11 protein-coding genes, 2 tRNA genes and 1 pseudogene are annotated in these 17,499 nt (G+C 73.1%); 9 read left to right on the top strand and 5 right to left on the bottom strand.

What is annotated here, in order from left to right; all coding sequences use genetic code 11:
* The first annotated feature begins 107 nt into the window (after positions 1-107).
* From ABD901_RS22125 to ABD901_RS22135, 3 genes are all read left to right on the top strand, one after another.
* A complete protein-coding gene (locus ABD901_RS22125) occupies positions 108-1,607 on the top strand; it encodes a chitosanase (protein ID WP_345129021.1) in 1,500 nt (499 codons plus the stop codon).
* Positions 1,608-1,852: 245 nt separating this feature from the next.
* Positions 1,853-2,509 carry an HAD family hydrolase gene (locus ABD901_RS22130; protein ID WP_345129022.1) on the top strand — a complete coding sequence of 219 codons (657 nt, stop codon included), beginning with the start codon at positions 1,853-1,855 and terminating at the stop codon, positions 2,507-2,509.
* Complete coding sequence (locus ABD901_RS22135) at positions 2,506-3,441, top strand: hypothetical protein (RefSeq protein WP_345129023.1); 936 nt, start codon at positions 2,506-2,508, stop codon at positions 3,439-3,441. The genes ABD901_RS22130 and ABD901_RS22135 overlap by 4 nt, the downstream gene beginning before the upstream one ends.
* 33 nt (positions 3,442-3,474) lie before the next feature.
* Here the strand turns inward: ABD901_RS22135 and ABD901_RS22140 are convergent, their stop codons facing one another.
* Positions 3,475-4,266 (bottom strand): ABC transporter permease, encoded by a 792-nt coding sequence (locus ABD901_RS22140; protein WP_345129024.1) that lies wholly within the window; start codon positions 4,264-4,266, stop codon positions 3,475-3,477.
* Positions 4,263-5,381 carry an ATP-binding cassette domain-containing protein gene (locus tag ABD901_RS22145; protein ID WP_345129025.1) on the bottom strand — a complete coding sequence of 373 codons (1,119 nt, stop codon included), beginning with the start codon at positions 5,379-5,381 and terminating at the stop codon, positions 4,263-4,265. Before ABD901_RS22145 ends, ABD901_RS22140 begins: the two co-directional genes overlap by 4 nt.
* Positions 5,382-5,452: 71 nt before the next feature.
* Between ABD901_RS22145 and ABD901_RS22150 the strand changes: the two genes are divergently transcribed.
* The gene (locus ABD901_RS22150; protein ID WP_345129026.1) at positions 5,453-6,097 is read left to right on the top strand and encodes a TetR/AcrR family transcriptional regulator C-terminal domain-containing protein; all 645 of its coding nucleotides are present in this window, start codon (positions 5,453-5,455) and stop codon (positions 6,095-6,097) included.
* Positions 6,098-6,111: 14 nt separating this feature from the next.
* Here the strand turns inward: ABD901_RS22150 and ABD901_RS22155 are convergent.
* Both ABD901_RS22155 and ABD901_RS22160 read right to left on the bottom strand, forming a co-directional pair.
* Positions 6,112-7,242: pseudogene (locus ABD901_RS22155) on the bottom strand (MFS transporter); the annotation flags it as partial.
* A gap of 37 nt (positions 7,243-7,279) precedes the next feature.
* The gene (locus ABD901_RS22160; RefSeq protein ID WP_345129027.1) at positions 7,280-9,151 is read right to left on the bottom strand and encodes a DUF6311 domain-containing protein; all 1,872 of its coding nucleotides are present in this window, start codon (positions 9,149-9,151) and stop codon (positions 7,280-7,282) included.
* Between the two features lie 242 nt (positions 9,152-9,393).
* Between ABD901_RS22160 and ABD901_RS22165 the strand changes: the two genes are divergently transcribed.
* Complete coding sequence (locus ABD901_RS22165) at positions 9,394-10,482, top strand: hypothetical protein (RefSeq protein WP_345129028.1); 1,089 nt, start codon at positions 9,394-9,396, stop codon at positions 10,480-10,482.
* A gap of 9 nt (positions 10,483-10,491) precedes the next feature.
* Here ABD901_RS22165 and ABD901_RS22170 read toward each other — a convergent pair whose 3' ends face one another.
* A complete protein-coding gene (locus tag ABD901_RS22170; protein ID WP_345129029.1) occupies positions 10,492-10,869 on the bottom strand; it encodes a GntR family transcriptional regulator in 378 nt (125 codons plus the stop codon).
* 310 nt (positions 10,870-11,179) lie between these two features.
* Here ABD901_RS22170 and ABD901_RS22175 point away from each other — a divergent pair.
* The 4 genes from ABD901_RS22175 to ABD901_RS22190 all read left to right on the top strand — a co-directional run bounded on the left by ABD901_RS22175 (position 11,180) and on the right by ABD901_RS22190 (position 17,472).
* A tRNA-Asn gene (locus tag ABD901_RS22175) sits at positions 11,180-11,253 on the top strand.
* 2 nt (positions 11,254-11,255) lie between these two features.
* Positions 11,256-11,329 (top strand) — tRNA-His (locus ABD901_RS22180).
* Between the two features lie 431 nt (positions 11,330-11,760).
* Positions 11,761-13,656 (top strand): glycosyl hydrolase family 18 protein, encoded by a 1,896-nt coding sequence (locus ABD901_RS22185; RefSeq protein ID WP_345129030.1) that lies wholly within the window; start codon positions 11,761-11,763, stop codon positions 13,654-13,656.
* A gap of 123 nt (positions 13,657-13,779) precedes the next feature.
* Positions 13,780-17,472: a S8 family serine peptidase gene (locus ABD901_RS22190; protein ID WP_345129031.1), complete on the top strand. Its 3,693-nt coding sequence runs from the start codon at positions 13,780-13,782 to the stop codon at positions 17,470-17,472.
* Positions 17,473-17,499: the final 27 nt, after the last annotated feature.

Consider the following 17,499-nt stretch of genomic DNA (forward strand, 5'->3'; position numbering starts at 1 on the left):
CCCGGCGCGGACTCACCCCGCCGCGTGTTCCGATCGGGCGGTCCGAACGCAGACGCAGGCGGCGGCCGCCGGGTCGTTCGCCGCGACCGCACCGCCCGGAGGGGTCGATGTCGTTGTCTCGCAGGCTCGTCGTGCCGCTGGCCGTTGTCGGGGCGCTCGTTGCGGTACCGCTCACCGCCTGGGCGACCTCCGACGCGGAGGCGGCGACGGACACGCTGCTGTCGCGCGGCCGCCCGGTCTCCGCGTCCTCGATCGAGGTCCCGGACCTCGCCGCCGACCGCGCGGTGGACGGCAACGGCCGCACGCGGTGGGGCAGCGAGGAGGGCGTCGACCCGCAGTGGATCGCGATCGACCTGGGCTCCGCGCGGAGCATCTCGCGCGTGCGTCTGCGATGGGAGACGGCGTTCGGCCGGTCGTACCGCGTCCAGATCTCGAACGACGCCACAACCTGGAACACCGTCTACGAGACCGCCACCGGCGACGGCGGCATCGACGACCTCACTGCGCTGTCCGCCACCGGCCGCTACGTTCGCATGTACGGCACCGTCCGCGGTACGAAGTGGGGGTATTCGTTGTACGAGTTCGAGGTGTACGGCACCGGTTCGGGCCGGGCCTCGGCCTCCGGCTCGGGCGCCGGCTCGAGCAGGGGCTCTGGCGGGGGCTCCGGCTCGGGCAGGGGCTCCGGCTCTGGCTGGGGCTCCGGCTCCGGCCTCGGCGATTCGCCCGGCACGCGGCGTCCCGGCCGCGCGTCGCAGGCCGCGCCGCCGGTCGCGTCCGACACCCCTCGCCCGTCGCGCCCGGCGGCGACGGACACCCCTCGCCCGTCGAGCCCGGCGGCGACGCCCACTCCTCGCCCGTCGAGTCCGGCGGCGACGCCCACTTCGACCGGGGCACCCGGGGCCGGCCTGGCCGACCCGCGCAAGAAGGAGATCGCGATGCAGCTGGTCTCCTCGGCGGAGAACTCAACGCTGGACTGGCGGTCGCAGTACGGGTACATCGAGGACATCGGCGACGGCCGCGGCTACACCGCCGGGATCATCGGCTTCTGCTCGGGCACCGGCGACATGCTGGACCTCGTCGAGGAGTACACGCGGCGGGTGCCCGGCAACGCGCTGGCCAAGTACCTGCCGGCGCTGCGCCGCGTGAACGGCACCGCCTCCCACGCGGGCCTGGACCCCGGCTTCACCGCCGACTGGCGCGCCGCCGCGGCCGATCCGCAGTTCACGAGGGCCCAGGACGACGAGCGTGACCGGGTGTACTTCAACCCCGCGGTGGCCCAGGCCAAGTCCGACGGCCTCGGCACCCTGGGCCAGTTCATCTACTACGACGCGATGGTGATGCACGGCCCCGGCTCGGACGCCGAAAGCTTCGGCGGCATCCGCCGCGCCGCCCTGTCCAAGGCGAAGCCCCCGTCCCAGGGAGGAGACGAGTCCACATACCTGAACGCGTTCCTGGACGTGCGCGTCGCCGCCATGCGGGCAGAGTCCGCCCACAGCGACACGAGCCGGGTCGACACCGCCCAGCGCGAGTTCCTGAGGGCCGGCAACCTGGCCCTGAACACACCGCTCACCTGGAAGGTCTACGGCGACAGCTTCCACATTGCCTGACCCGCCGCATTGCCCGACCCGGCAGCGTCCACGGCCGACACCGTGTCGAACCCACCTGTGCCACGGCTCCCGCAGAGCCTGGTACTTCGCCGCCGCCGCATGCGCCGCCCCTGGCCGCCCGGTCGTTCGGTCCCAAACGCACCCGCCTCGCGCCTCCCACCCAGCCTGACCGTCCCGCCGCGCACCTCCCGCCGCGCCTGATGATTCTCAGGCGGGGCTTTGCGCGAGTGCGTACGATCGGCGGCGTGGCGCTGGCGATCTTCGATCTCGACAACACGCTCATCGACCGGGCGGGGGCGTTCCGGCGGTGGGCGGAGGGCTTCGCCGCGGGGTGTGAGCTGGGGGCCGGCGAGGTCGACTGGCTGGAGCGGGCCGACGGCGACGGCTACACGCCGCGCGAGCGCCTGGTGGCCGCGATCCTCGAGCGGTACGGGGTCCGGGTGCCGGTCGAGCGGCTGCGGGCCGAGCTCGTGGAGTGTGTCGAGGTCGATCCCGTCGTACCGCGGAGGCTTGACGAGCTGCGCGCCGCCGGATGGAAGGTCGCGGTGGCGACCAACGGCGCGACCGCGCAGCAGTGGGCCAAGCTGCGGCGCACCGGGCTGGACGCGCACGTCGACGCGGTCGCCGTCTCCGAGGAGGTCGGGGCGGGCAAGCCGGACCTGCGCATGTTCGTCGCCGCGGCCGAGCGGTGCGGGGAGCGGCTCACCGCCGAGACCTGGATGACCGGCGACTGCCCGGTGCGCGACGTCGGCGGCGCGCGCTCGGCGGGGTTGCGCACCGTCTGGCTGCACCGCGGTCGGCGGTGGGAGCACGGCGAGCCGGGGCCGGACGAGGTCGCCGGGGACATCGCCGCCGCGTTCGACTCGCTGTGCCGCCTTGCCGGTGGGGTGTCGACGCCATGAACGCTGAGGCCAGGAACGAGGAGTCGCCGCTCGAGATGTGTGTCGAGGCGCTGGCCACCGCGCGGGTGCGCGGGCTGAGCGCCGAGGCGCCGATCCATGCGCTCATGGCCACGCTCGGGGCACAGTACGGCGAGCACGTAGGCGGCGACGGAATGTACCGCGACTTCGGGACCGTCGAGTGCCACTACGAACGGCTGGGGCCCGACGAGCCCTGGCTGGGGCGGTTCCTGGTGGTGCGGGCGGACCGGCTCGTGGAGAAGGTGCGCCTCGACGAGCTGCACGAGGAGCTGCGGCGGGTGGGCCAGAGCCTGGTACCGCTGCCGGTCGGGCGCCACGGCGTGCCCGACACCACGCTGCGGTCGCCGGTCAGCGGGGCGACCGTCACCGCCGAGGGCGGGCTGGCGGTGGCGATCGCGGCGCCGGTGTGGCCGACGCCCGAGCTGCGCGCGCTGCCCGAGGCCCAGTGGCGCGCCGTGTGCGCGAGCCTGCAGGACCTGCTGCCGTTGACGCGTACCGAGCGGGGGGAGTGGCTCGCCGCCCGGGTGCCGGACAGCGCCGAGGCCGCCGAGTGGTGGGTCTCGCTGCTGCATCCGTTGCCGGCCCTGCGGTTCCGGGAGCCGCTGCGGGCGGCGGAGTGGGCGGGGCTGGAGATCTGGCTGCTGGACCGGGCGGCCGACGCCGCCGTGTGGCCGCGCGAGGAGTGGGTCTGGCGCTGGATGTGGTTCGTGCGCAGCCTGACGCAGCGGGCCGCCGCCGTGCATGCCGCCGACCTGACCCGGCTGAGCCTCGCGGCGATGCCGATGACCGTGGCGCAGCTGCACGCGCTGTCCGCGGACTGGCGCTCCCTGAGCGTTCCGGACCTGCGGCGGGCGCGGACGGCCAGGGCGCTGATGTCGGTCGCCACCGCGTACGGCGCCCGCGTGATGGGCTGAGCCACCCACCGGCGCGCCGTTCGCGGGGGCGCGTCAGCGGGAGGCTTTGCGGTACCGCCAAATGGAGAGCGGCACGAAGACCAGCAGCAGGGCGATGGACCACGCGACCGAGGTGGGGATCGGGTGCTGCAAGGGCCAGGCGGCGTGCGCGGGGGTCGGTGACGGGTTGCCGAACAGGGCGCGTACCGCCGCCACCGTTGCGCTCATCGGGTTCCAGTCCGCGACCGGGCGCAGCCAGGACGGCAGGCCCTGCGTCGGGACGAAGGTGTTCGCCAGGAACGTCATCGGGAACAGCCAGCCGAACGTGGCCTGGTCGGCGACCGTCGGGTTGCTCACCGACAGGCCGATGAAGGTGCCGACCCAGATCATGGCCAGGCCGAAGGCGGCCAGCAGAACGAAGGCGGCGGTCGTCGACGCCACGCCGCGGTGCGGGGACCAGTCGGTCAGGGCCAGGGCGCACAGGACCATGCCGGCCAGGCCCAGCAGGCGCAGCGCGATCTCGGCCAGGTTGGTGCCGGTGAGGACCGCGGCGCGGGCGATGGGCATCGAGCGGAAGCGGTCGATGATGCCCTGGGTCATGTCGGTGTTGGTGCGGGTCGCGGCCTGTACCGCGGTCAGCGCCATCGTCTGCATGAAGATGCCGGGCATGAGGAACGCGCCGTAGTTGCCGCCGCCGGGCAGGGAGATCGCGCTGCCGAAGACGTAGGCGAACAGCACGATCATGATGATCGGGAAGAGCAGGAAGCCGACCAGCTGGCCGGGCTCGCGGCGCAGGTGGGCGAAGCTGCGGCGGGCGATGATCATCGTGTCCGTGACGGCGGTCATGCGGCGGCACCGCCCGTGAGGTGCAGGAAGACCTCGTCCAAGGTCGGGCGGCGCAGCGCGATGTCGTCGACCTCGATGCCGGCGGCGGCCAGCTGCGTGGCGATGCGGATGAGCTCGTCCGAGGCGACCGACAGCCGGGCCCCGTCCACGCTGACGTCACGGGCCACGGTGACGTCACGGGCCACGGTGACGTCACGGGCCACGATGACGTCACGGGCCACGGTGACGTCACGGGCCACGATGGCGGAGCCGTCCACAATGGCGGAGCCATCCAGGATGACGGAGCCGTCCACGTGGGCGGAGCCAGCCACGCTGGTGGAACTGGCCACAGTGGCGGAGCTGGCCACAGTGGCGGAGCCGGCCACAATGGCGGAGCCGGCCATGATGGCGGCGGCCTCCGCGGCCCGGGTGCGGTCGTGCAGCACCACGTCCACCCGTGCGCCGCCCAGCGACTTCTTCAGGGCCAGGGGCGTGCCGGCGGCGGCGACCCGGCCGTGGTCGAGGACCACGATCTGGTCGGCCAGGCGGTCGGCCTCGTCGAGGTACTGCGTGGTGAGCAGCACCGTCGTTCCCTCGCGCACCAGCTCGCCGATCATGTCCCAGATCTCGAGCCGGGCGCCGGGGTCGATGCCCGTGGTCGGCTCATCCAGGAAGAGGACCGACGGCGCGGCGATGAGGCTCGCGGCCAGGTCCAGGCGGCGGCGCATGCCGCCGGAGTAGGTGCGGACCGGGCGCGACGCCGCGTCGGTGAGGCGGAACCGCTCGAGCAGCTCGTCGGCGCGCTCGCGGGCCCGCCGCGGCGGCAGGTGGTACAGCCGGCCGAACATGATCAGGTTGGCGCGGCCCGGCAGGATCTCGTCGACCGCCGCGTACTGCCCGGCGAGGCCCAGCCGCAGCCGCGCCCGCCGCGCGTCGTGCACCACGTCGTGGCCGGCCACCCGGGCGCTGCCGCCGTCGGGGCGCAACAGCGTGGCGAGGATGCGCACGACCGTCGTCTTCCCGGCGCCGTTGGGGCCGAGCAGGCCGCACACCGTGCCCGCCGGCACGTCCAGGTCCACCCCGTCGACGGCAGTGTTGCGCCGGAAACGCTTGGTCAGCGCGCGTGCCTCGATCATGATCCACCTCCTTAACGGTGTTAAGGCCTTAACGCCGTTAAGCGTGCCTGAACACTGTTAAGGTGTCAACTGTGGCGCTCGACCGGGAACAGGTGATCAAGGCGGCCATCGAGCTCATGAACGAGGCCGGGCTCGACGGGCTGTCGCTGCGGCGGCTCGCCACGCGGCTCGGCGTGCAGGCGCCGGCGCTCTACTGGCACTTCAAGAACAAGCAGGAGCTGCTCGACCAGATGGCCGAGACGATCCTGGCCCGCTCGCTCGCCGCCGAGCCGCCCGAGCGCCCCGAGGAGTGGGACGAGTGGGTCGCCGCGCGGGCCCGGGAGCTGCGGGAGAGCCTGAACCGGTACCGCGACGGCGCCATGCTCGCCGCCTCCACCCGGCCGCAGGGGGTGCAGCTGGAGACGATCGAGCGGTACCTGCGTGTGCTGTGCGCCGTCGGGCTGTCGCCGGCCGAGTCGATGTGGGCGATGATCGCCGTCGGCAACTACGTGTCGGGGTTCACGCTCGACGAGCAGGCCGACCGGCTGCGCGGCGGCGACGAGTCCGGCCCGCAGGACCGCGACTCGCTGCTGCGGCTCTTGGAGGAGTACCCCCTGATGGCGGCCAGCGTCCTGGAGATCGGCGACCCGCAGAGCAGCGACAACTTCGAGCGCGGCCTGCAGGTCGTGCTCGACGGCATCCGCGCGCGGGTGGCCCGCGCCGCCTCGTCGGGCTGAGCCGCGAGGTAGGCGGCGGTCAGCACGAGCACCACGGCGATCGTGGCGAGCAGGACGCGGTAGCCGGCGAGGGGGATGAGCGCGGCGCCGAGCGCGATCGAGACGGTCTGCGGCACGGTGACGATGGTGGCCGCGGTGGCGAACACGCGGCCCTGCAGCCGGTCGGGCGTGGCGCGCTGCAGGCGGGTGGTGAAGCCGACCGCGATCCACGGCAGGCTGACGCCGAACAGGGCGGCGCCGGGCAGCACCCCGGCGGCGCTCGGCGCGGCCTGCAGCAGCGCCCCGGCCGCGCCGGCCAGCATGCCCGCGGCCATCAGCCGGGCCTCGCCGAGGCGGCGGGTCAGCGGCGCCGCGGTCGGGCCGCCCAGCAGTGCGCCCGCGCCCTGCACCGCGGCCAGCACGCCGACGAACGCGGGAGAGCGGTGCAGGCCCTGCCCGACGACGGCGAAGACCGTGGTCTCGCTGAACCCGAAGACGCACAGCGCGCACGCGGCGCCGAGCACCACCGCGCGCAGCCGGGGCGTGCGCGCGATGAACCGCAGGCCGCCGCCCTCGCCGGCGACCCGGACCGGGCGCGCCTCGTCGACGCGCATCTGCAGCAGGCAGGCGATCGGCGCGGCGAAGCTGGCCGCGTCCAGCGCCACGGCCGCGTGCGGGCCGGCGAGCACGAACAGCCCGGCGCCGAGCAGCGGGCCGACGAGGCGCAGCGTCTCCTGGGCGGTGCGCAGCAGCCCGTTGGCATCGGCGAGCAGTTCGCCCGGCACGATCGCGACCAGCAGGGCCGACTGGGCCGGTGCGAGCAGCGTGTACGCGGCGCCGCAGAGCAGCATCGAGAGGTACACCAGCCAGATGCGTCCGGGACCGTCGACCGCGAGCAGCGGCAGCACGGCCAGGGCGGCGCCGGCGTTGGCCGCGATGAGCAGCGGGCGCCGCCGGAAGCGGTCGACCAGCGCGCCGGCGAGCGGCCCGAGCAGCGCCGGGGCGGTGAAACAGAAGAACACCAGCCCCGCCGCCGTGTTGCTGCCGGTCAGCGTCTTGACCCAGATTCCGGTGGCCAGCCACAGCGTCGAGTCGCCGAGCAGCGACACGGACTGGCCGAGCAGGTAGGTGCGGGCCGCCGGCACGCCGAGCAGCGCACGCACCATCTCCCGAGGGTCAGTCTTCGAGAGACTTCTGTCAATGTCAGCCCAGCGCGCGCACGTCCCACATCGTCAGGCCGCCGGCCGCCTTGCCCGGGCCGTACAGGGCGGCGACGGTCTCGCGCTCGGAGGCCCACCGCGGGTCGTCCGGCACGAGGATGAGCGACACCTTCCAGTACTGCACGTCGGCCCTGGCCTGCGCACGGTCGGCGTCGGTGACCGGCGGGACCTTGTCCTGGTACATCGCCGTCGCGAACAGCTTGTCCGTCGGGCGTGGCACCGGCCCGACGAAGGCGTGGTGGCCGTCGACGCCGTCGGCCGGGCCCAGGAAGTACCCGTGCGAAATCGGCATCCGGGCGCCGGTCTCCGCCGACCAGTACAGGCCGGTCTCGAAGTCCCACTGGGGCAGCGGCACCACGAGGACGCTCTGCCCGGGCCCGACGTAGTCGCGCCACGCGCCGGAGGTGACGAACGCCGGCACCGCCGGGCGGGTCTCGACCTTGACCGGCATGGGCGCGGCCGGCACCAGCGCGGCGCCGAGCAGGCCGAGCATCAGGATGCGGCGGGTGCGCGCGGGCACGCCCTGCAGCTCGACCAGCCGCTGCACGCCGAGCGCCAGCAGCGGCGCCGCCGCCCAGTTGCTGACCTCGCCGAGCCGCGTCGGCAGCAGGGTGTCGAACAGCGGCAGGTGCTCCAGCAGCGCGAACGGCCCCGGGATGCCGGTGTCGCGGCCCTTGAACTGCAGCGGGTTGCCCCAGGCCAGCGCCGCGAACACGCCGCCGGTGATCGCCAGGCAGCGCACCAGCAGGTCCTGCCACTGCCACACGATCAGCGCGACGAGCAGCAGCGTCAGCGACCAGCCGAAGAAGCCGTGCTCCTCGGCGCCGAAGGGCAGGGAGCTCGTGCCGAAGCGGCGCAGGCGCTCGGCCACGCTGTTGCTGCCGTACGACGTGAGGCCGGTGACGTCCATGCGGAAGCCGGTCATGTACGACTCGCCGCCGTTGTAGCTGCCCGGGCCGGCGAATTGGTAGTACAGCGGGTAGGCCAGCGCGACGAGCGAGGCGCCGGTGGTCACGCCGAGGCCGGCCGCGAGCGGCCCGATCGCCGAACGCACCCGGTCGCGCCGCTGCACCGCGCAGAGCAGCATCAACAGCCCGATCCCGAGCGCGGCGAGGAACAGCATCTCCTCGTTGATGAACGCCTGCGCGACGACGAGAGCGGCCAGCAGCAGCCCGTTGCGCACCGCACGGCCCTGCTCCAGGAGCTTGAAAGAGCGCCAAGCCAGCAGCGGTACCAAGAACTGCGCGACGAGGTTCGGGTGGTACGTGGCATGGGAGGTCACCGTCGGCGCGAACCCGCCGACGAGGCCGCCGATCCATGCGGCGGTGCGGCTGCTCACGACGTGGCGGGACAGCACCCAGTACCAGGCGGCGGCGGTGCCGGCCAGCCCGATGACGATCAGGACGTCGAAGCTGACCTTGGCGCCGAACAGCAGCGTGATCGGCGACATCGGCAGGCTCAGCGCCAGCATCGACGTGTTGGCCATCGCGTTGACGCCGAACGGCGCATTCAGCTGCCCGATGTGGAACGGGTTGCCGCCGTGCGTGACGAAGTACGCGGCGTGTGCGAGGAAGACCTCCGCCTGGGCCCGGTCGCCGGGCTTGTTCGGCACGCGCCGGCCGTAGTCGGCCAGCAACGGGGAGATCACGAACAGCGCGCCCAGCAGGTAGCTGCCGAACGCGAGCAGGTCCGCCCGGCGCCGCGGGCGCGCCGCGAGGTCGCTGTCGCTGTCGCCGGCGATGCCGTCCGTTTCCTCGTCAGTCTGCCCCGCGTCGCCGCCGCGACGCTGCGCAACGAGCCGCCCCGTGGTGGCTGACGCGGTCGCGTCGCCGGGGTCGGCCGTACCCGTCAACATCGGGTGACAATATCCGCCGGGCCGGCCCTGTACCTGCCGTTCGGCGCGAAGAGGCGCGGACAAGCACGCGTCGCGGCCGGGCGGTCGCCCTGCGTGGACCAGGGGGCCATACCCAGCGCCGATCGGCGGGCGCGGAGCGAAGTTGAGCAATGCCGAGTGACGCGGATCGCCAAGAACCGGACAACACTCCGCTCCAGAAGGGATTATGCTCCCGGGGGTTTTCCGCGTGCCGAGGAGCTTTCATGTCTGACCCGTACGCACCACCCCCATACGACCCTTACGGCCAGCAGCCGCAGCAGTACGGCCAGCAGCCTCCACAGTACGGGCAGCAGCCGCCCCAGTACGGGCAGCCGTCGTACAACGACCCCGGTTACGGGCAGCCGTCCTACGGCAACAACCCGGGCTACGGCCAGGACCAGGGCTACGGCCAGCAGCCCGGCTACGGGCAGGACCCCGGCTACGGCCAGCAGCCCGGTTACGGGCAGCAGCCCGGCTACGGCCAGGACCCGGGCTACGGCCAGCCGGCCTACGGCGCGCCGACCTCGGGCATGCCGTCCTCCGGCCCCGGCTACGGCCAGCCCACCTCCGCGATGCCCGCGTCCGGCGGCGGCTACGGCCAGCCGGCCTACGGCGCGCAGCAGCCCGCCTGGGGCGCACCGCCGCCGCCTCCGCCGAAGAAGCGCACCGGCCTGGTGCTGAGCCTCGTGTTCGGCGGGCTTGCCCTGCTGCTGTGCGGTGGCATCGGCGCGGCCGTGTACGTGGCCGGCAACGACGACGACACGCCCGAGGCCTCCACGACCACCGGCCCCACGTCGCGAGCCTCCGGCGCCGCCTCCAAGGCCGCCAGCGGCGGGACCAACAACGGCCCGAAGGTGACGTTGACCGCCCCGGCGACGATCAGCACCTGGAAGAAGGCGTCCAACCAGGACGAGGCCAAGTCGATGAGCGACCAGCTGGCCAGCTCGGGGATCAAGAACCCGTTCGCCGCGCAGTACCAGGACACCGCCAAGAGCGGCCGGACGGCCGTCGTGTGGGGCGGCACCGGCTCCATCTTCAGCGTGGGCAGCCCGCAGACCCAGCTCGACGCGTTCTTCAAGAGCGCGCTGGCCGGGCTCGGCAGCGCCAGCGGCAGCCCGGTGAACGTCGACGCCGGCAAGCTCGGCGGCAAGGCCCAGTGCCAGAAGACCGACGGCACCAGCGGCGTCTCGTTCGCCGTCTGCGCCTGGGTCGGCAACGACGCGCTGGTCGCGTTCATGTTCAACTCGATCGATGCGTCCGCCGCGGCGACCCAGGTGAAGCTGATGCTGCCGGCCATCGCGGTGGCCGCCTGATCCGACGCGTTACCGGCCGGGGATCGACGAGGTCCCCGGCCGCAGCGCCGCCTCGACGATGTGCAGCGCCTCCGCCGCGTCGATGCCGGCGGCGAGGGCGACGGCGGCGTAGCCTTCGGCGGCCCGCCGCACCCGCTCCCGGGCCTGCTCCCCGGCGGCGGAGACGAACGAGCCGGCCCGGCCCCGGGTCTCGATCAGGCCGGCGTCCTCCAGCTCGCGGTAGGCTCGCGCGACCGTGTTCACCGCGAGCCCGAGCTCGGCGGCCAGGCTGCGGATGGTCGGCAGCCGCTCGCCCACCGCGAGCGTCCGGTCCGCGATCCGCCCGGCGAAGTAGGCCCGCAGCTGCTCATACGGCGGCACCGCCGAGGCCGCGTCGACGACGATCATCCACGCAATGTACCAAGGCTTGTACTGTCGCGCCCAGCCGCGGTCATCCGGTCCCTGGCGGCGACACTTCGATGACACACCACCATCACCCGCGTGACGAACCTCCTGCTTTCCGGCATGCGCACCTCGAAAAATGCGTTGCCGGCCGCATTGGACCTTTCGTATCGTCATTCGTGAACGACCTGGACGAAGCGATTTCCCGAGGAGCTCCCCATGCATGCCAATCACGCGCACCGGTGGCCCGGGTAGCCTCGTTCGAGCTGTCCAGGCCGCCCGTCCGCGAGGATCCGGGCGGCTTTTCGTTTCTCATTCCCTCGTAGCTCAATTCGGCGGAGCAGGCGACTGTTAATCGCAAGGTTGCTGGTTCGAGTCCAGCCGGGGGAGCGGTGGTCATGGTGTACGGGTCTGTGCACGTCAGATTGTGGCTCTGAAGGTCCGGGTTCGACTCCCGGTGATCACCCTCGTACTTTTCCCGCGCCCGAAGCACTCGCCGGCGCCTCGGTCAAACATTGACCGAGACCGACGCCATATCGGTTGGTTGCAGCCGGTTGGCGCGGCGCAGCGGGTGGTCGTGACGCAGCGGCTGGTGGCGGTGCAGCGGCTGGGCGGCCGTCTCACCCCCGGGGCGGGCGGCAGTGGGTGGTCATCCGGCAAGGCGTGGGCGGTTGTCGCGTACCGGGCAGGGATCACCATGTTGGACGGGCGCACATTCGTGGAAGGCTGCCAAGAGTGTGGCGCGCGGCCAGCATCAGGGCGGGGGCTGGGGCTGGGGCTGGGATCGATGGCGGTGGAGACGGTCTTGCTCGCTTCCATCGAGGGCTATAAACTTTCGCAAACAGTTAAGAGTGTTAACTGATTGAGGGAGTGCTCTCGGTACAGGAGGAAAACGAGATGCGCAGACCCAGAAGACTCGCCGTCGGTATTGCGGCGACGATCCTCGCGGCCGCCACCGCTTGGACCGGCGTCGCCCTGAACAGCGTCTCCGCGCAGGCCGCCACCACCAGTGGGGGAGTGAAGTTCGCCTACTTCACCCAGTGGGGCATCTACGCCAACGGGTTCTACCCGAAGAACCTCGACACGAGCGGCATGGCCGGGAAGATCGACTTCCTGGTGTACGCCTTCGAGAACATCCACCCGACCAACCTGACGTGCTTCGAGAACGACTCCGCGGCCTCGCAGGACGAGAACAACCCCAACGCGGGCGACAACGCGGGTGACTCGTTCGCCGACTACGGCAAGTCCTACGGCGCCGACATCAGCGTCGACGGCGTGGCCGACGTCTACAACCAGCCCATCGTCGGCAACTTCAACCAGCTCAAGAAGCTCAAGGCGAAGTACCCGAACATGAAGATCCTGCTGTCGATCGGCGGCTGGACCTACTCCAAGTACTTCTCCGACGCCGCCGCCACGGACGCTTCGCGCAAGAAGCTGGTCAGCTCCTGCATCGACATGTTCATCAAGGGCAACCTGCCGGCCCGCAACGGCTACGGCGGCGCCGGCACGGGTGCGGGGATCTTCGACGGCATCGACATCGACTGGGAGTACCCGGGCGCGCCGGGGCACACCGGCAACCACTATGCCGCCGCGGACATGCAGAACTACACGCTGCTGATGGCCGAGTTCCGCGCGCAGCTCGACGCGCTCGGCACCGGCAAGAAGTACCTGACCGCGGCCGTCCCGGCCGGGCAGGACAAGATCATGCACGTCGAGACGAACAAGCTCGGCAGCTACCTCGACTACGCCAACATCATGACGTACGACATGCACGGCGGCTGGGAGGCGACCGGGCCGACGAACCATCAGGCCCCGCTGTACACGTCGCCGAGCGACCCGAGCGCGACAATCCCGCCGGGCAACGGGAAGTACACGATCGACTCCGCGGTGAAGGCGTGGACCACGGGCGACTCCGGCTACAGCATCGCGGGCGGGTTCCCGGCCGCGAAGCTCACGCTCGGCTATCCGTTCTACTACCGCGGCTGGACCGGCGTGCCCGCCGGCGCCAACCACGGCCTGTACCAGACGGCGACCGGCCCGGCCACGGGCCATGCGATGTCGGGCAACGTCCCAGGCGTGTCCTTCTACAAGGAACTGACGGGCTTCGTGAACAACCCGTCGTACACGTACCTGGACCCCGTCACGAAGGGCGCCTACTTCTACGACGGCACCACGTTCTGGAGCGGCGACTCCCCGGCGTCGATCCAGGCCAAGGCCGACTACCAGCACTGCAACGGGCTGGGCGGCGCGATGATGTACTCCCTGGAGGCGCTCGACCCCGCCGCGACCCTGTTCAACGCGGTCGTCAACGCCACCAACGGCGCCACGGCCGGCTGCTCCACGGCCAGCCCCACGGCCTCGCCGACCCGTAGCGCCTCGGCCTCGGCCTCGCCGTCGCCGTCGCGCAGCACGTCGCCGTCGCCGTCGACGAGCCCGACCGGCGGCACGTGCTCGGCGCCGGCGTGGAACGCCGCCACCGCGTACACAGGCGGCCAGCAGGTCTCCTACAACGGCCACACCTGGACCGCCAAGTGGTGGACCCAGGGCGACATCCCCGGCAACAACGGCCAGGGCGTGTGGACCGACAACGGCGCCTGTGGCGGCACGTCGCCGACCCCGACCGGCGGCACGGGCAACTGCGCCGGCCTGTCCCCGTGGAGCTCCACGGTCGCCTACGTCGGCGGGCAGTCCGTGACGTACGGCGGGCACAAGTGGACCGCGAAGTGGTGGACGCAGGGCGACATCCCCGGCAACAACAGCCAGGCGGTCTGGACCGACAACGGCGCCTGCTGAACCGATCCCGCCCGGCGGCCCGGGTCCATCGACCCGGGTCGCCGTGGCGGGTCCCTGCCGTGGCGGGTTCCTGCCAGCGTGAGGGCGTTCCGCGCCGGCGATCCGCGACGGTAGACACCGTCCATGTCAATCGACGCCCGCCGACGGCTAGCGCTGCGCGCCGCCGTCGCCTCGCTCGTCGCGGCCGCGCTGCTGACCGGACCGGTCGCGCCCGCCGCCGACGCTGCGCCCCCAGCCACGCACCGCGACGCCATCGGCAAGGCGGCCACCGTCACCCTCATCACCGGCGACGTCGTCCGGCTCTTCGACGCCGGCGGCGCCAAGCAGGCCGCCGACGTGCGCCGGCCCGGGCACGCGCCCGGCGGAGTGCGGACCGAGACGATCGGCGGCGACCTCTACGTGTGGCCGGACGAGGCCCTGCCGCTCGTCGCCGCGGACCGCATCGACCGCCGGCTGTTCAACGTCTCCCTGCTGGTGCGCAGCGGCTACGACGACGCCAGGCGGGCCGAGATCCCGCTCATCGCCACCGGCGGGGCCGCCCGCGCGGCCGTCGCGCCGCCGCACACGGCGAAGGTGCGGGACCTGCCGAGCGTGCACGGCTCGGCGCTGCGGGCGGCCAAGCGCGGCATCCGCGACACGTGGGACGCCGTGGCCGCCGGGAACGGGCCGGCCAAGCTCTGGCTCGACGGTACCGTCAAGGCGGACCTGGCCGAGAGCACCGCCCAGATCGGGGCACCGTCCGCGTGGGCCGCCGGGCTGCACGGCGAGGGCGTGAAGGTCGCGGTCCTCGACACCGGCGTCGACCTGTCCCACCCCGACCTGGCCGGTCGGGTCAGCGCCACGGCGAGCTTCGTGCCCGGCGAGAGCGTCGACGACGGCAACGGCCACGGCACCCACACGATCTCGACGGTCGGCGGCAGCGGCGCGGCCTCCGGCGGCGCCGAGCGGGGCGTCGCGCCGGGCGCCGACCTCATCGCCGGCAAGGTCCTGTCCGACGAGGGCACCGGCGCGGACTCGTGGGTGATCGCCGGCATGGAGTGGGCGGTCGCGCAGCACGCCAAGGTCGTCAGCATGAGCCTGGGCGACTCGGTGCCCAGCGACGGTACCGACCCCGTCAGCCTCTCTCTGAACAGCCTGAGCCAGCAGAGCGGCACCCTGTTCGTCGTGGCCGCCGGCAACACCGGGGCCGAGGCGGCGATGGGCGCGCCCGGCGTCGCCGACGCGGCGCTGACCGTCGCGGCCGTCGACCGCGACGACCAGCTCGCCTACTTCTCCAGCCGCGGGCCCCGCTACGGCGACTACGGCCTCAAGCCGGACATCGCCGCGCCCGGCGTGGACATCCTCGCCGCGAAGGCGACGCGGACCGGCGGGAACGACGCCGACGGGTGGTACACCACGATGTCCGGCACCTCGATGGCCACGCCGCACGTCGCGGGCGCCGCCGCCATCCTCGCCCAGCAGCACCCGGACTGGCCGGCCGCGCGGCTCAAGGACGCGCTGATGAGCACCAGCAAGGCGCTGCCCGGCCTGGACGCCTACGCGGTCGGCGCGGGCCGGGTCGACGTCCCGGCGAGCCTCGCCGCGCCGGTGACCGCCACCGGCTCGGCCTGGTTCGGCTTCTTCGGCTGGCCGCACACCGACCCGGCGCCGGTCGCCCGGACCGTCACCTACAGCAACGCCGGCGCCGCCCCGGTGACCCTCGACCTCGCCGAGAGCGCCGCGATCGCCGGCGGCCCGTACGACGTCGACCCCACGGCCGACGCCGGCACCCCCGCACCGGACGGCATGTTCGCGCTGTCCGCCGACCGCGTCACCGTCCCGGCGCACGGCACCGCGAGCGTCACCGTCACCGCCAGGCCCTCGATGGCGATGACGGCGCGCCGGTACCTCGGCCAGGTCACCGCCACCGCGCCCGGCCTCGCGCTGCGCACCCAGTTCGGCCTGTTCACCGAGGACGAGCGGCACAACCTGCACGTGTCGGTGCGCGACCGCTCCGGCAAGCCGGTGCAGGGGTACCTGGAGCTGCAGGCGTTCGGCCAGCCGGACCCGTACCTGTTCGCCTTCGACGGCGACCTGGACCTGCGGCTGCTCAAGGGCACCTACAGCGCTCTGACGCTCATCCCGGTCGCCGGCGACCACGGGCCGGACTCGCAGGCCATGGCGCTGCTCGGCGACCCCGAGATCGTGCTGGACCGCGACCGCAGCATCACCCTGGACGCCCGCAAGGCCAAGGAGGTCGCCGCGCGGGTGCCCGGGGCGCCGCGGACGGAGGACCGGGTCCTGCAGCTCAACTGGTACCGCAGCGACGGCGCGACCTCGACGATCGACGAACAGCTGCTGCTCGGCCCCCAGTACGACGAGGCGTTCGTGCTGCCCACCGGGAAGGTCACCGCCGGCGCGTTCGAGTACGAGACCCGCTGGCGCAAGGCGTACCCGCTGCTCACCATCGGCGACAACGTGCCGTTCCTCGGCCAGCCCGGCTCCAGCCTGTACGCCGGCCGCGACGAGCTCGACGTCGTGCGGGTCGGCGCCGGCGCCGCCGCCGACTACGCCGGCAAGCGGGTGCGCGGGAAGATCGCCGTGGCCACCCGCTCGGACGCGGTGAGCCCGGGTGAGCGGGCCGCCAACGCCGCCGCGGCCGGCGCACGGCTGCTCATCGTCGTCAACGACGGCCCCGGCAAGCTGCTGGAGTGGGTCGGCGCCGACGACGGCACGACGAGCCCGATCCCGGTCGTCTCGGTGACGGCGCGGGCCGGCGCGGCGCTGCCCGGGCGCCTGCGGGTGGAGGGGGTGCCGGACTCGCCGTACGTGTACGACCTCGTCGACCAGCACGCCGGGCGGATCCCCGACGACCTCACGTACCGGCCGCGCGCCGAGGACCTCGCCCGCGTCGACATGCGCTTCTACGGCGACACCGCGACGCCGGGCGGGGAGTACCGCTGGGCCTTCCGCCCGTACCGCCCGTTCGCCGTCGGCTTCCTGCAGTCGGCCACCATGCCCGGCACGCGCACCGACTATGTGTCCGCGCCGGCCGGCACGAGCTGGGCCGAGGACGCGATGACCGGGCCCGGGCTCGCCGTCGAGTCGCGCTCCGGCCTGCACGCGTACCGCGCCGGCAGCAGGCAGGTCAGCGACTGGTTCGCCCCGGTGGCGCACCCGCGCAACGGCTCCGGGTTCTGGTGGTCGGCGCGGCAGGCCGGCTACGCCGAGTTCAACGTGCAGCCGTGGACCGACAGCGGCGCGGACCACGGCGGGTACATGCAGGACGGCACCGACCAGCGCACGTTCCGCGTCTGGGAGGACGGCACCCTGCTGGCCACGTCGGAGTGGCCGGCCGCGTACGTCACCCCGACGACGGAGGGCCCGACCACGTTCGCGCTCGACCTGCGCGCGTCGCGGGACCCCGCGCTGTACCGGCTCACGATCGCCTCGCACACCGCGTGGACGGTCAAGGCCCGCCCGGTCAGCGACCCGCTCGCCGTCGACGTCCTGCCGCTGCTGCAGCTGGACTACGCCGTCGACACCGACCTGTCCGGCACCGCGCGGCCGGGCCGCAACGCCGTCGGCGTCCGGGCGGCGCACCTGCCCGGCGCGGTCGGCGCCGGCGCCGTCACCGCCGTCACGCTCGCCGTCTCCTTCGACGACGGCGCGCACTGGCAGCGGGTGGCGCTCGACGGCGGCGTGGCCCGCTTCAACCCGCCGCGCGACGCCGGCTACGTGTCGCTGCGCGCCACCGCGCGCGACGACCGCGGCAACACGATCGAGCAGGAGGTGATCCGGGCGTACGCCCTGCCGGACCGCCGCCACCGGGACTGACCCGGCCGCGGCCCCTACTGCGGGCGG

This window comes from Dactylosporangium darangshiense (assembly GCF_039537565.1).
In the GTDB taxonomy this organism is placed as follows: domain Bacteria; phylum Actinomycetota; class Actinomycetes; order Mycobacteriales; family Micromonosporaceae; genus Dactylosporangium; species Dactylosporangium darangshiense.

What these genes read in the sequence shown, in the direction of transcription:
- ABD901_RS22125 (WP_345129021.1), top strand. Translation starts at nt 108, where the DNA reads ATGTCGTTGTCTCGCAGGCTCGTCGTGCCGCTGGCCGTTGTCGGGGCG.
- ABD901_RS22135 (WP_345129023.1), top strand. Translation starts at nt 2,506, where the DNA reads ATGAACGCTGAGGCCAGGAACGAGGAGTCGCCGCTCGAGATGTGTGTC.
- ABD901_RS22140 (WP_345129024.1), bottom strand. Translation starts at nt 4,266, where the DNA reads ATGACCGCCGTCACGGACACGATGATCATCGCCCGCCGCAGCTTCGCC.
- ABD901_RS22145 (WP_345129025.1), bottom strand. Translation starts at nt 5,381, where the DNA reads ATGATCGAGGCACGCGCGCTGACCAAGCGTTTCCGGCGCAACACTGCC.
- ABD901_RS22160 (WP_345129027.1), bottom strand. Translation starts at nt 9,151, where the DNA reads ATGTTGACGGGTACGGCCGACCCCGGCGACGCGACCGCGTCAGCCACC.
- ABD901_RS22165 (WP_345129028.1), top strand. Translation starts at nt 9,394, where the DNA reads ATGTCTGACCCGTACGCACCACCCCCATACGACCCTTACGGCCAGCAG.
- ABD901_RS22170 (WP_345129029.1), bottom strand. Translation starts at nt 10,869, where the DNA reads ATGATCGTCGTCGACGCGGCCTCGGCGGTGCCGCCGTATGAGCAGCTG.
- ABD901_RS22185 (WP_345129030.1), top strand. Translation starts at nt 11,761, where the DNA reads ATGCGCAGACCCAGAAGACTCGCCGTCGGTATTGCGGCGACGATCCTC.
- ABD901_RS22190 (WP_345129031.1), top strand. Translation starts at nt 13,780, where the DNA reads ATGTCAATCGACGCCCGCCGACGGCTAGCGCTGCGCGCCGCCGTCGCC.